The organism is Bradyrhizobium sp. CCBAU 45321, assembly GCF_028128975.1.
Classification (GTDB): Bacteria; Pseudomonadota; Alphaproteobacteria; order Rhizobiales; family Xanthobacteraceae; genus Bradyrhizobium; species Bradyrhizobium yuanmingense.
The window spans coordinates 379808-393078 of record NZ_LFKZ01000128.1; the positions used below are offsets into that span (position 1 = coordinate 379808).

General features: G+C 65.8%; 15 protein-coding genes. 9 read left to right on the top strand and 6 right to left on the bottom strand.

Annotation, left to right across the window (positions count from 1 at the left end; genetic code table 11):
- Nucleotides 1–200 precede the first annotated feature (200 nt).
- Genes ACM43_RS29270 through ACM43_RS29280 form a run of 3 tightly spaced genes read left to right on the top strand, consistent with a single transcriptional unit; the run spans nt 201 to nt 4332 of the window.
- Nucleotides 201–3014, top strand: a complete 2814-nt coding sequence (locus ACM43_RS29270) for a PAS domain S-box protein (protein ID WP_271544876.1) — start codon at nt 201–203, stop codon at nt 3012–3014.
- Nucleotides 3015–3072: 58 nt separating this feature from the next.
- Nucleotides 3073–4071: a P1 family peptidase gene (locus tag ACM43_RS29275; RefSeq protein WP_271544878.1), complete on the top strand. Its 999-nt coding sequence runs from the start codon at nt 3073–3075 to the stop codon at nt 4069–4071.
- Nucleotides 4072–4119: 48 nt separating this feature from the next.
- Nucleotides 4120–4332 (top strand): KTSC domain-containing protein, encoded by a 213-nt coding sequence (locus ACM43_RS29280; protein ID WP_157280722.1) that lies wholly within the window; start codon nt 4120–4122, stop codon nt 4330–4332.
- Nucleotides 4333–4345: 13 nt separating this feature from the next.
- Here ACM43_RS29280 and ACM43_RS29285 read toward each other — a convergent pair whose 3' ends face one another.
- Nucleotides 4346–5098 carry an EF-hand domain-containing protein gene (locus tag ACM43_RS29285; protein WP_271544880.1) on the bottom strand — a complete coding sequence of 251 codons (753 nt, stop codon included), beginning with the start codon at nt 5096–5098 and terminating at the stop codon, nt 4346–4348.
- A 254-nt stretch (nt 5099–5352) separates the two neighbouring features.
- Between ACM43_RS29285 and rpe the strand changes: the two genes are divergently transcribed.
- The 5 genes from rpe to ACM43_RS29310 all read left to right on the top strand — a co-directional run bounded on the left by rpe (nt 5353) and on the right by ACM43_RS29310 (nt 7326).
- Nucleotides 5353–6054, top strand: a complete 702-nt coding sequence (rpe, locus tag ACM43_RS29290; protein WP_271544882.1) for a ribulose-phosphate 3-epimerase — start codon at nt 5353–5355, stop codon at nt 6052–6054.
- 47 nt (nt 6055–6101) lie between these two features.
- Nucleotides 6102–6701: a hypothetical protein gene (locus tag ACM43_RS29295; protein ID WP_271544884.1), complete on the top strand. Its 600-nt coding sequence runs from the start codon at nt 6102–6104 to the stop codon at nt 6699–6701.
- 90 nt (nt 6702–6791) lie between these two features.
- A complete protein-coding gene (locus ACM43_RS29300) occupies nt 6792–6932 on the top strand; it encodes a hypothetical protein (RefSeq protein ID WP_271544886.1) in 141 nt (46 codons plus the stop codon).
- Nucleotides 6933–6936: 4 nt separating this feature from the next.
- Nucleotides 6937–7116 carry a hypothetical protein gene (locus tag ACM43_RS29305; protein WP_157280726.1) on the top strand — a complete coding sequence of 60 codons (180 nt, stop codon included), beginning with the start codon at nt 6937–6939 and terminating at the stop codon, nt 7114–7116.
- Between the two features lie 21 nt (nt 7117–7137).
- Nucleotides 7138–7326: a hypothetical protein gene (locus ACM43_RS29310; protein ID WP_109143246.1), complete on the top strand. Its 189-nt coding sequence runs from the start codon at nt 7138–7140 to the stop codon at nt 7324–7326.
- Between the two features lie 28 nt (nt 7327–7354).
- Here ACM43_RS29310 and ACM43_RS29315 read toward each other — a convergent pair whose 3' ends face one another.
- From ACM43_RS29315 to ACM43_RS29335, 5 genes are all read right to left on the bottom strand, one after another.
- Nucleotides 7355–8788: a bifunctional serine/threonine-protein kinase/universal stress protein gene (locus ACM43_RS29315; RefSeq protein ID WP_271544889.1), complete on the bottom strand. Its 1434-nt coding sequence runs from the start codon at nt 8786–8788 to the stop codon at nt 7355–7357.
- A 3-nt stretch (nt 8789–8791) separates the two neighbouring features.
- Nucleotides 8792–9532, bottom strand: a complete 741-nt coding sequence (locus ACM43_RS29320) for a metallophosphoesterase family protein (RefSeq protein ID WP_271544891.1) — start codon at nt 9530–9532, stop codon at nt 8792–8794.
- A gap of 116 nt (nt 9533–9648) precedes the next feature.
- Nucleotides 9649–10254 (bottom strand): hypothetical protein, encoded by a 606-nt coding sequence (locus tag ACM43_RS29325; RefSeq protein ID WP_271544893.1) that lies wholly within the window; start codon nt 10252–10254, stop codon nt 9649–9651.
- Nucleotides 10247–10933, bottom strand: a complete 687-nt coding sequence (locus tag ACM43_RS29330) for a hypothetical protein (protein WP_036043556.1) — start codon at nt 10931–10933, stop codon at nt 10247–10249. The genes ACM43_RS29325 and ACM43_RS29330 overlap by 8 nt, the downstream gene beginning before the upstream one ends.
- Complete coding sequence (locus ACM43_RS29335; protein WP_157280728.1) at nt 10930–11700, bottom strand: MotA/TolQ/ExbB proton channel family protein; 771 nt, start codon at nt 11698–11700, stop codon at nt 10930–10932. The genes ACM43_RS29330 and ACM43_RS29335 overlap by 4 nt, the downstream gene beginning before the upstream one ends.
- A 200-nt stretch (nt 11701–11900) precedes the next feature.
- On the opposite strand from ACM43_RS29335, the gene ACM43_RS29340 reads away from it, so the two are divergent.
- Entirely contained in the window at nt 11901–13271 is a 1371-nt protein-coding gene (locus ACM43_RS29340) for a sensor histidine kinase (protein WP_271544896.1), read from the top strand.

Consider the following 13271-nt stretch of genomic DNA (forward strand, 5'->3'; position numbering starts at 1 on the left):
GTTTCAAACCTGGAACCGGCCGCGGCGGCAGGGCATTATGACACCGCCCCGTAAAGCGCCCCTTACCGATCCCTGTTCCGTGCGCTCACCGAAATTAGGTAAGCTGTAACCCTCGGTTGAGTCGTAAACCGGTTCCGTTGACCACCCGCGCCCAGAACCCGCTACGATGAACGGACAGCCGGCCAATGAGACTAGCGGAGATGCTTAAGCCCACCGACTCGCGCGAGATGGACGTGCCGGCGGCGATCGACCGAAGCACATTTCTGTCGACCCTGCCGGCCACCGGGGCCGACCGCACCGCAGCATTGACGATCGTCGCTGTGTCCTCGCTCCTGTTCGCCGCAGCCGTGCCCTTCGCTGGTACCCCGCTCCTGCCGGTCCCCGCCTTTGTCGCCAGCTATCAATCCGCGCTGGCCGTGAGCGACATCGTCACGGCCGTGCTGCTGCTGTCACAATTTGCGATTCTGCGGACCCGCGCGCTGCTGTGGCTCGCGGGCGGCTATCTCTTCACCGCGGCGGCGGCGCTGGTTCATGCCCTCACCTTCCCAGGGCTGTTCGCCCCGACGGGACTCCTGGGCGCGGGCCGGCAGACCACGGTGTGGCTCTACATGATCTGGCACGCCGGCTTTCCGCTCTGCGTGATGGCATATGCCTGGCTGAAGGAACAGGACGGTGGGCCCCGGATCCGCGGCGCGGTAAGCAAGGCGATTTATGCCTGCGGGCTCAGCGTGGTCGCCGCGATGGCGGTCTTCGCCTGGATCGTCACCGCGCAGCACGATCTGTTGCCGGTGCTGTTGAGCGAGGGCCGCTACACGGCAACCATGATCGGCGTCGTGTCCTTCGTGTGGTCGCTGAGCTTTGCCGCGCTGATCTCGCTCTGGTTCCGCAAGCCGCATACGGTGATCGACATCTGGCTCATGGTGGTCATGTGCGCCTGGCTGTTCGACATCGCCCTGTCGGCGATCGTCAACGTCGCGCGCTTCGATCTCGGATTCTATGCCGGCCGGCTCTACGGCCTCGCCGCGGCGACCTTCGTGCTGGCGGTGCTTCTGGTCGAGAATGTCCGCCTCCAGGCGCGTACAGTGGGCCTCGTCGGAAAGCTGCGCCAGCAATCGGCCTCGGAACGCGACTATTTCGGCAAACGCCTCGCGCTGTACGGCGCCGTGGTCGAATCCTCCAATGACGCGATCATCACCAAGTCGCTCGACGGCATCATCACCGGCTGGAACAAGGCCGCCGAAAATCTGTTCGGCTACGCCGCCGTCGAGGCCGTCGGCAAGCCGATCGACATCATCGTGCCGCCGGATCGCAAGGGCGAAATCAGAAGCATCCTCAACCAGATCGCCAGCAACGAGTCGATCGCCCAGCACGAGACGGTCCGAATCCGGAAAGACGGCCGCCCGCTCAACGTCGTCCTGAACGTCTCACCGCTGCGGACCGACGATGGAGAGATCATCGGCGCTTCCAAGATCGCCCACGACATCACCGAAGAAAAGCAGGCCAGAGAGAAGCTGCGCCGCGAGACCGAGGAACGCCAGCGCATCTTCGAGACATCGCAGGACCTGATCCTGGTCACTGACGGCTATGGCAATTTCATCCAGGTCAGCCCGAGCGTGCGGAACATTCTCGGCTACAGCCCCGAGGACATGGTCGGGCACAGCGCTATCGAGTTCATCCATCCCGACGATCTCGAGAAGACGCGGAACGAGATGCGTGCAGCCCGTCGCGGCGCGGTCAAGCGCAGCTTCGAGGCGCGCTACTACCATTACGACGGTCACGAGGTCACGCTGAACTGGATGGGCACGTGGTCGGAGCCGGTGAAACGCCACTTCTTCATCGGCCGCGACCTCACCGACAAGCAGGCCGCCGAAGCCCAGCTCCGGCAGGTCCAGAAAATGGACTCGATCGGCCAGTTAACCGGCGGCGTCGCGCACGACTTCAACAACGTGCTGACGGTGATCACGGGCACGATCGGCATTCTCAGCGACGCGGTCGCCGACCGGCCCGAGCTTGCCGCGATCACCAAGCTGATCGACGACGCTGCCGAGCGCGGCGCGCAGCTGACCAAGCATCTGCTCGCCTTCGCCCGCAAGCAGCCGCTCCAGCCGCGAGAGATCGACGTCAACGCACTGGTGCTCGAAGCCGCCAAGCTCTTACATCCGACGCTCGGCGAGCAGATCACCATCATGCCGCAGCTGACCGAGGATGCCTGGCCGGCGCTGGTCGACCCGGGCCAGCTTTCCACCGCGATCCTCAATCTCGCGCTGAACGCGCGGGATGCCATGCCCGAGGGCGGCACCCTGGTGCTGGAGACCCGCAACATCTTCCTCGACGACGGCTATGCCAGCATGAACCCCGACGTCGTTGCCGGCAGTTACGTGATGATCGCGGTCAGCGACACCGGCAGCGGAATTCCTGCCGAGCTGATCGACCGGGTGTTCGATCCCTTCTTCACGACCAAGGAGGTCGGCAAGGGCACTGGCCTCGGCCTCAGCATGGTGTTCGGCTTCGTCAAGCAATCGGGCGGGCACATCAAGATCTACAGCGAGGAAGGCCACGGCACGAGCGTGAAGATCTACCTGCCGCGCTCGACCGGCGTGCAGGAGACCGACTTCGAATCGCTCCAGAATGCGCCCATCACCGGGGGTAACGAGAAGATCCTGATCGTCGAGGACGATGCCCTGGTGCGGCAGTATGTCGTGACGCAGGTCAAGAGCCTCGGCTATACCGCGCTCGAGGCCGCCAACGGCGCAGAGGCGCTCAATATCATCGACAGCGACGAGACCATCGACCTGCTGTTCACCGACATCATCATGCCAGGCAACATGAACGGCCGCCAGCTGGCGGACGAAGCGCACAAGCGCCGCCCCGACCTGAAGACGCTGTTCACCTCGGGCTACACCGAGAACGCCATCGTCCATCACGGCCGGCTCGATTCCGGCGTGCTGCTGCTGGCCAAGCCCTACCGCAAGTCCGAGCTCGCCAAGATGCTGAGGACCGCGCTCGCCAGTTGAGCCTGCGGCATTGCTGCGCTATCGCAGATCGTGAATTGCTCTCGACGACGAGGCCGCCTTGAACAACCTTCTCACCGATATCGCCGGCGTCCGGGTCGGCCACGCCGAAGATCCGAAAGTCGGTTCCGGCGCGACCGCGATCATGTTCGATTCTCCTGCGGTCGCCGCGATCGACGTGCGCGGTGGCGGCCCCGGCACGCGCGAGGATGCACTGCTCGATCTCGCCAACACGGTCGAGCGCGTCGACGCAATCGCGCTGTCGGGCGGCTCGGCCTTCGGCCTCGACACCGGCGGCGGCGTGCAGGCCTGGCTCGCCGAGCAGGGCCGCGGCCACCGGGTTCGCGAAGCGCTGATCCCGATCGTGCCGGGCGCGATCCTGTTCGATCTGCTCAATGGCGGCGACAAGGCCTGGGGACGCTTCTCGCCCTATCGCGACCTCGGCTATGCCGCGGCGACCGCGGCCACCAGCGCGGATTTCGCGCTTGGCAGCGCCGGCGCCGGCTTCGGCGCCACCACCGCGACGTTCAAGGGCGGGCTCGGCTCGGCATCGGCCGTGACGCCGAGCGGAATCCAGGTCGCGGCGATCGTCGCCGTCAACGCGGTGGGCAGCGTCACCGTCGGCAATGGTCCGTGGTTCTGGGCGGCGCCGTTCGAGGTGGACGGCGAATTCGGTGGGCGCGGTCTGCCGGACAAGTTCACCGAGGACATGCTCCGCATGCGCATCAAGGGCGGTCCCGCCGCGAGCGCGCGCGAGAACACCACCATCGGCGCCGTCGTGACCAACGCGGTGCTGACCAAGCCGCAGGCCAAGCGGCTGGCGATGATCGCGCATACCGGCTTCGCCCGCGCGATCTATCCGGTGCATGCGCCGACCGACGGCGACGTGCTGTTCGCCGCCGCCACCTGCGAAAAGCCGATCGAGCCGCTGGTTGGTCTCACCGAGCTCGGCACGATCGCCGCCAACGTGGTCGCCCGCGCGATCGCCCGCGGCGTCTACAGCGCGACGGCCCTGCCGTTTCCGGGCGCGCAGGCGGCTTGGAAGGACCGGTTCGGCTAGAAACGAAACCGTCACCCAAGCGTTACCCGGCGGACAAGGTGTGCGGCCATGCCCTCTTCCGTGATCCGCTTCTTTCGCTATGCGCCAGATAGACGCGAACTGAAGGTGACGTTCGTCAGCGGGCGCCTCTATGTCTATGAGGATGTTCCGCCCGAGATCGCTGCTGCGTTCAGGGATGCGCGCGCAAAAGGAACGTTCTTCAATCGCGAGATCCGTGACCGCTATGCCTGTCGTGACATCACGCACGAACCTGCCGGTTAGCTTCGGCATGGGCTCACACGCTGATCGACATCGATGAAGCTGCTGATCCCGCGCTGGCCTGCGCTTGGCGCTGCATCATCTGCCCGAACCAGTCATAAGGCGAATTGCCGCCACCTTTCGCATTCGACGAGCTGGCGGCGCCCGGCACCGTGGTCGACATCTTGAAGCCGTCGGCATAGGTGACGGTGGTGGTGGTCGAGCCGTCGGCATTGGTTGTCGTGGTCGACGTCGAACCGCGGCTGGGTTGCGACGAGGAATCCGAGCCATCGCCCGCGCCTTCCGCGTGATCACGGCCGTGACCGCCCCTCAGCGCCTTCGTCATCTCGCCGAGATTGACGCTGCCGTCCGCATTCGCGTCCATCTTCGAAAACACGTCGTCGGCCTGGGCCAGATTGGTGCCGCCCGCGCCAAGCGCTTCCTCGAACTCGGACTTGGTGATCTTGCCGTCGCCATCCACGTCGATCCGCGAGAAGAGATCCTTCAGCGCAGCCTCCCGGCCCTTCGACGTCGAGGATGTGCCGTCGGCCGACTGGCTCTGCGCCGCGAACAGCGCATTCATCGTCTCCGCCGAGATCTGCGGATATTTACCTGCATTGACTGACGAGGTCGCGCCGGTCGTGCTGCTGCTGCCGCTGTCGATTGCGAACGGATTGGTCGGCGCGCTCTGCGAGGAGCCCGTCTTGTGCGCCGCCGACGACGATTTCGCGTTCGTCAGCGACTGGATCGCGTCGAGCGCGTTCGATACCGCACCAAGGGCGAACAACATTGCACAACTCCAACAGGATGCGGCATGCCGCGACCAATGTTCTGCGGCTGAAGTCAGCAAGCGCCGTGCCATCGCGAAAAGCTCAACGATATCCGCATCCGTCGGGTCGTGCAGGCCGCGGGAACATCGGCAATTCATGCCGCCGGCGGCAGAAATTTCCGCCCACAGGAAGCGCGCCCCTCCTGCATTGCCCGGCACAAGGGCCCATGTTAGGCGAGGCCATTCGTCGTCCGTCCGTCCCGGGAAAACGCGCCATGACCCAAGCTTTCGCCCCTCGCCCCCTGGCCATCGCGCCCTCGATCCTGGCCTCGGACTTCTCGAAGCTCGGCGAGGAGGTGCGCAGCGTCGACGCCGCCGGCGCCGACTGGATCCATCTCGACGTGATGGACGGGCACTTCGTTCCGAACATCTCCTACGGCCCTGACGTCATCAGGGCGATGCGCCCGCACACCAAGAAGATCTTCGACGCGCATCTGATGATCTCGCCCTGCGATCCCTATCTCGAGGCCTTCGCGAAGGCGGGCTGCGACCACATCACCGTGCACGCGGAGGCAGGTCCCCATTTGCACCGCTCGCTCCAGGCCATCCGCGCGCTCGGCAAGAAGGCCGGCGTCTCGCTCAATCCGGCGACGCCGATCAGCGCGATCGAATACGTCCTCGACCTCGTCGACCTCGTGCTGGTGATGTCGGTCAATCCCGGCTTCGGCGGCCAGGCCTTCATCCCCTCCGCGATCAACAAGATCCGGGACATCCGCGCGATGGTTGCGGGCCGCCCGATCGACATCGAGGTCGACGGCGGCGTCGGCCCCGATGTTGCGGGTGCGCTCGCCGCGGCCGGCGCCAACGCTTTCGTCGCGGGCACCTCGGTGTTCAAAGGCGGCACGCAGGAGGCCTACAAGACCAACATCGCCGCGATCCGCAACGCGGCACTTGGGGCACGCGGCGAGGCGATCTGAGACCATCGCGATCCGAACCGGAGCCGCGGCCGCTACGACCAAGTGGAATGGATAAACTCCGCGCCACTCCGTTTACTGCCGGCCTGCTTCGTCTTCTCGCCGAGTCCCTTCAGGATGGAGAGCAAGTGGTCTGGCAGGGGCAGCCCGACGCCATCGCCAACGCGACAATGTGGCGATTTCTCTGGTGGATCGGATTTCCCTGGTTGTTGCTGACCGTCATCGCCGTCAGCAACGATTGGATCGACCAAGCGACCCAACCTCTGGCAATGATTGGGGTTGGGATGATTGCAGCTCCGTTCGTGATGCTGCTGCAAGACCTGCAGACGCTTTATGTGATCACCGACCGCCGCGCGCTGATCGTGCGCACGGCCTGGAGCAGACGCAGCGTGAGTGCTACTTCGTTCGACGCCATGGATGAAGTGTTCGAAATCCTCGACATCGGCGGCGGCGTCGGCCACCTGAACTTTGCGTCAGGGCGCTCGACCCGTTCGCCCGATACCGACTACACCGGGCGCTATGGATTTCGCTGTGTTCGAGACGCAAGGCGCATCCGGGATATCCTCGACGATGCGCGCACCGGCAAAGTGCGTCGGCCGCACGCGGGAAGAACTGCGGCTTCCACGGGTTCTGCAAGGCGCAAACCTTAAAATTGTAGCCTTGGTCCGTACTTATCCGGGCTTCACTGATTCGCGCAAATCATTGCTAGTGATTCCTGCCTGTTTTCGCGGGAGCACATCATGACGACGACCCTGGTTTGGACTGGCGTGGCGTTGTGGATTGGTTTCAGTGCGTTTGTGGTGTTCAGTCCCTCGGCCGGACCGGTCGAGGCCCCGGCACGTCCGGCCCGCAACATCCGTCGCGACCGCACCAGGGGCTGACGTCATGCAGATCGCACTCGTGAGGCGTCAGCCGAAGCGCCGGTGCCGGATTCCACGGCGCCCGCATCCGAGCCTCGATTATTTCTTCGGCCGCCTCGAGCGCGCCGATGGCACGCTGGACGACGATGCCGGGCTCGACACTTCGGACCTCGACCGTTCGCTTGGCTCGCCGCGCCGACACTAAGAACTCTTTTCCGGACCGCCCATGAAACCGCATTGCCCGAACTGCCTGAAGGAAATGACCAAGGCGTCCGCGTCGCGTAACCTGTTCAATTGCGAGCCCTGCCGCGAGATCATCCAGTATTTCGGCGGCAGCGCGGATCACGGCGAGCCGGGACCGCAATTCGCCTGGCCGATCCGCCGCAAGCGCGCATTTGCCGTCCACGCGGCCTGATCCGGCCTGTAAAATCGCCCCGGCCGGCCTAACCTTCGCCGGCCTCCGGCCCGCCGACGTCCCCTGCCAATCGCGGTGGCCGCACCACGGTGACGGTGCAGCTCGCCTCCGAGGCCACCTTGGCCGATACGCTGCCGAGCAGCATGCGCCGGAACGAGCTCTGTCGCGCGCCGATGATGACATGGTCGACCTGGTTGGCCTTGGCAAACTCCAGGATCGCGGCGGCGGGATCGACCGCCTCCAGCACATGAGCCGACAGCCGGCTCTCATCCAGCTTGAGCGGCGTTGCCCAATGCCTGAGCGCGACCAGGCGATCGATATGCTTGTTGGAGCCCTGCTCGTCCAATGTCCGGTCGATCGCAATCCGGTTCAGCTTCAGCACGTTGACGCAGGCAAGCCGCGCCGAGGGCAAGGTGGCGAGGATGCGCTCGGTGGTCACGCGCAGCGCCTCGTTCAGCTCCGGAGCGCCCTCCGCCGTGTCGAGCGCAACAGCAAGGATCGGGCTCGATGCGATCTGGGCTGCGACATCCGATTTCGCGCGCGGCGCCATGGCGCCCTGGTTGAAGCGCCGGCGCCAGACGATGCCGAGGGGATCGCGCTTCACTCGCTCCGAGCGCGCGGTGAGCTTGACCTGGTCCGGATAAGCGAGATCGAAGGCAAGCTGGGCCGCGGTCGGATAGCGCCACACCGGCTCGATCTCCAGACAGCGCAACACCACCTCCTGAAGCCAGGGCGGATAATCCGCACGAAGCTTCCGCGGCGGATGCGGATCGCGCCACAGCCGGCGCCGCATCGCCCGCAGCGTCTCACCCTCGCCGAACGGCCGCTCGCGGGTGGTGAAGAAGTAGAGCAGCACGCCGAGCGAAAACAGATCGCTGCGCGGATCGTCACGCACCCCGAGCAGCCGCTCGGGTGCCATATAGGGCGCGGTGCCGTAAGGCAGGCGGAATTCCTCCTGCAACAGGTCCGGCAGGTGGTTGTGATGCGACAGGCCGTAGTCGATCAGCACCGCCTCGCCGCTCTCGCGGACCATGATGCTGCTTGGCTTGATGTCGTGGTGGATCACGTTCTGCCGGTGCAGATCCGCAAGCGCTGTCGCGATCCTGGCGACGAGCTGGCGCGCCTCGTCATAAGGCAGCGGCAGGTCGGGGAGCCGCTTGTACAGCGTGGCACCGGGAATGCGCTCGATCACGACATAGGCTTGGCGGGCGAAATCGCCAGTGCCGAAGCAGGCCGGCACGTGCGGCCCCGCGAGCCGCGGCAGGATCATCATCTCCATCTCGAAGGAGACGATCGCGGCGGCGTCCTCGCCCTCCGACACCCGCGGGATCTTCATCAGCAAGGGCACGTCGATGCCGGGATGGGTGACGGTCCAAAGCGTCGCCATGCCGCCGGCATGAACGCATTCGCCGATCGTAAAACCGTCGATCTCCGCGCCTGACTTGACCAGGGGTTTGGGCATCCGTCAGCGCCCTTGCAACAAGCGGTCGGCAAGCCAAGGCGGCAGGCCGTTGTCGCGGATCCTGCTCGCTGCGGTGTCGACGTCATAGGGCGCGCGGCAATAGGTGATCTGGCACGATTCGGTGTCGAACAGTGCGAAGGCCGCTGACGGATCGCCGTCGCGGGGCTGGCCGACCGAGCCGAGCACGGCGAGCCATTGCCGTCCGCGCAGCAGCTGCACGGGGACGTCGGACTTCGGCACGAAGCTCGTCATCTTCGCCGTCACCGACATCGAATAGAGCGCCGGCCTGTGGATGTGGCCGCAAAAGGTGACGTGGGCCCGTGTCGCAATCAGGCTCTTGGCGGCGTCCACGGTCGAGCGGACATAGTGCCAGCGCTGGGGATGCGAGGCTTCCGCATGCACGAACAGGCGGCCATCGTCCTCCACCTGCATCGGCAATTCGGCCAGAAATCGCCGCTGCGCCGTGTCGAGGCGACCGCGGGTCCATTCGATCGCGATCTGCGCCTCGGCGTTCATCGTCTCGGCCGTGGAATTGATCGCCTGGTCATGATTGCCGCGCACCGCGACGGCGCCCTGCGCGACCAGCTCCATCGCGGTGTCCACCACCCATTCCGGATCGGCGCCATAGCCGACGAAGTCGCCGAGCAGGACGAAGCCCTCCGCGCCCTTCGCACGCGCGATCTTCAGGCAGGCCTCGAACGCCTGCCTGTTGCCATGGATATCCGAGAAGACAGCGAGAAGCACGCACCCTCCACCCTCAGATTCTTATTGGAAGCCGATAAGGCCAAATTGAGGGAGGTCAACAAGATGCGCCAGCACTGGGCCGTTTCCCAGCACTGCTCTACGATGATGGTGATGGCCTATTGCTCGTCCTTGGGCGGCATCCGGGGCGGCGGAATCGGCGTGAACACCGCGTCCTGGGCACCGGCCGGCGGCGCAGTGAACTCGCCGGTCGAGGAATCGCCGCCGCTGGTCTCCAGGATGGTCTTAGGCGTCACATATTCTCGAACCAGGTCGATCAGGCTGCCGTTGCCGCCGCCGAAATCCGCCGCGCGCCCTCCTTGCGGATGTCCGGCCGCGATCTCGTTCTCGGCGGCGTGGGTCTTGTCGGCCAGCCGGTCATTGTACGGCACACGAAAAGCGCGCGGGATGCCGCTCGGGCGATTGTCCTCATCCAGCGCCTCGACCCAGAGATAGATCGAGCCGGGATCGCCATCAAGCGAATGCGGCTCGACGATGCGGGCCTTCAGGAGCTTGAACGTGGTCGGCAGCCGGTCCGTGCTGGCCCAACCGAGCAGGCCGCGCATTTCCGTGAAGCTGACGATGTAGAAGGTGCTGGTCACGACCACGGCGACCGCCTTCAGTGACCAGTGCAGCCGCGCATAGACCAGAACGACCAGCAGCAGCGCGCCGATGACGGCATACGCGACCGACAGCGTCAGGATGACCGTTTGCAGGTTACTCACGGCGTACCCTCGTAGCGTTCCTGCTCACGCCGGTCCTGGCATCGAGATCGCCGCCGTTGCGCCAGCTGCTGCGGAACGTCTCCAACAGCGATTTCGGCCGCTGATCGACATCGACGACCTTGCCTTCCGCATCGATCCGGAATCGGACCGCGGTCTTCTCGTCGCCGGTGTGGTCGAGCGTGAACTTGTTGTCGAAGATCACCTGCGCGGTCGGATTGAGCTTCTGCACCTTCACACTGGCCGTCACAGGCTCGCCCGTGGTGGCGACGAAATGCGAGACGTTCACGACGTACTCGCCGGCGAGGATGCCACGCACGGTGACGATCTCCTCGCGGATCGGCGAGGCGATCTTCTTGCCGTTGACGATGATGAAATTGTTGGCCCCGCCGCGGTCGTCGCGGTCGAGCGTGAGGAAGCCGGCCTCGCGGTGGCGATACCAGGCGATGTTGCCGGCGGGATCCTGCACGAACAGGTCGAGATCGTCGGGGTGGTTGTCCGGCCAGTCCAGCGTGATCATGAACTCCGCCTTGGAATCGATCTTGCCGTCCTTGGCGTCGGGGGAGACCGCCAGCAGCGCCAGGAAGAACAGGAAGGCGATCACCTGGAGCGCCTTGAACAGCATCACGCCCAGCGGATCGAACGGCTCCTCGCGCGGATAGAGACCGAAATCATCCATCATGACGGCGTTCCAGAACCCTTGCGCTCCAGCACCGGCGTCACATAGGTCTCGGTCAGCACCACCGCGTCCGAGAACACCCGCTGGGTCGCAGCGTCGAGCATGTAGTACTGGATGCGGATCAGGATCGAGCCGACAAGGCCGGCCAGCGTCGTGTACATCGCGATCGCCATGCCGTCGCTCATCAAGCCCATCGAGGAGCGCATCGCGACCTTGTCGGCGGCGTCCAGCCCCGCGATCGGCGCCAGCATGATGATGAAGCCGATGATGGTGCCGAGCAGACCGAGCTTCATCAGCGTATCGGAGACGAAGGCGCCGAACCCGTTGGAGCCGCGCAAGCGATCGGCGAGATTACGTAGCAGCAGCGTCTGGTCGACCGGCCGGTAGTCCTGCGCCGCGGCTTTCGTCACCAGGCTCTGGATATGGTCGCGCACCAATCCGCGCGGCAGCACCGCCGCGCTCGCATCCAGCGCCTTGCTGCCGTCCGGTGCCGCCAGCACGGCGCGGCAGCGCCGCGCCGCGGCCCCTTCCCGCGCGATGGCCCGGGTCCGCAGGAAGCAGTGGCCGCAGGTGAGGACGTAGAGCGCCGCGATCACCGCTGAAATGTAGGTGCGGTCCGAGGTCAGCATCAGATGAATCAGGCCGAAGCGCCACAGCAGCACGACAGCGAAGATCGACAGCCCGGTGAAGATCATCCAGAACAGCAGCGCGCTGCGCTCGGATGGATCGGCAGCCTGGCTTGCGATTGGTCCAATCGTCATCGAACTCATGCTGCACCGCTCCTGGCTTGCAGGCACCGGCCTGCAACGTGTCGTCACCGATTAGATCAAAGCCGCCGTTTCAGGTCCAAAGACCCATGCCCAATCCGGCTTGGGAAATTTGCCCGAGCTGCAATCCCTAGCGTTCCCTGCGATTGGCAAGGCACGGCGGCGTTGTTAGGCTGACCTTAGCAAACGTCGGGGGTGATCGCATGCGCCTCGTGCTTCAGCTTGTAGCCCGCCTGCTTCTGATCGTAGCGCTGTGCCTAGGAGCCGCGACCGTATGGGCCACGTTCGATGCCTACCGCAGCGTCGATCGGGCGACGGCGGCGTCGGCGCAGCGGGTCGCGCAGGCGCTTCAGGCGCTATATTGGCGCGAGCTGTTGTTGCGCAGCAGCAGGGCGCGCGAGCATCTCCTGCCGGTTCCGGACTGGCGCACGCTGGAGACGATGAAGCTGATCTCGCCCGGCGTCTGCGTCGAGTTCCAGCCCGCGGCGGCCTTCGAGAAGCCGCTCTGCGGCCAGAGCGAGGGGCTGGGCAAGACGCCGCCGCGCTGGTTCGCCGCCATCGTGCCGACCTTCCTCGGCAGCCACGCCGAGGTGGTGCGGCCCGTCAGTCCCCGCGCCGCAGCCGCCGGCACTGTCGTTGCGACGCCCCATGCGGCCGCCGCGATCGCGCTCGCCTGGGACTACGTCCTCAACGTCATCGACGTCGCGCTGCTGATGGCGGCGGCGATCGCCCTGCTCGCTTCGCTCGCCATCGCGCACGCGCTGGCGCCGGCGCGCGCGATCGTCACCGCGCTTCAGCGCATGGCACGCGGTCAATACCGCACCAGGCTGCCGCGGTTCCGCTCGATGGAGCTGGCGATGATCGGCAGCGCCGTCGGCGAGCTCGGCGGCCGGCTGGAGGAAGCGACCGAGCAGCGCGCCGCGCTGACGCGCCGCCTGATCGAGATCCGCGACGACGAGCGCCGCGCGCTCGCCCGCGAGCTGCACGACGAGTTCGGGCAGAATCTGTCCGCCATTCTCGCCTTCGCCAACACGATCGAGACGGCGAGCACGAAGCGGCACAAGGATGATGGGATCGCGCAAGACGCGCGCATGATCTCGCAGGCGACACACCATCTGATGGCCTCGCTGCGCGACGCGCTGAACCGGCTGCGCAATCCGCTGCCGGAGGAGCTCGGGCTCGAGGCGAGCCTCGTCAATCTCGTCGACAGCTGGCGCTCGCACAGCGCGGCGCGGCCGGCGATCCAGCTCGATCTCAGGGGCGACCTCACCGACATCAGCGGCCCGGCCGCCACCACCGCCTATCGGGTCGCACAGGAATGCCTGACCAACGCGCTGCGCCACAGTGCAGCGCGCGAGATCTCGCTCCGCGTCGAGCGGCGCGCGGGCGAGGACGACGCGCTGCTGATCCGCGTCGAGGACGATGGCGGCGGCGATGCAGAGCGTGTCGCGCAATCGGCCGGCTTCGGTCTCACCGGTATCCGCGAGCGCGTCACGGCGGCCGGCGGATCGCTGTCGATCCTGCCCGCCCGCGGCGGCCTCAGCGTTGCCGCGACCATCCCGCTTGCTGCGTGA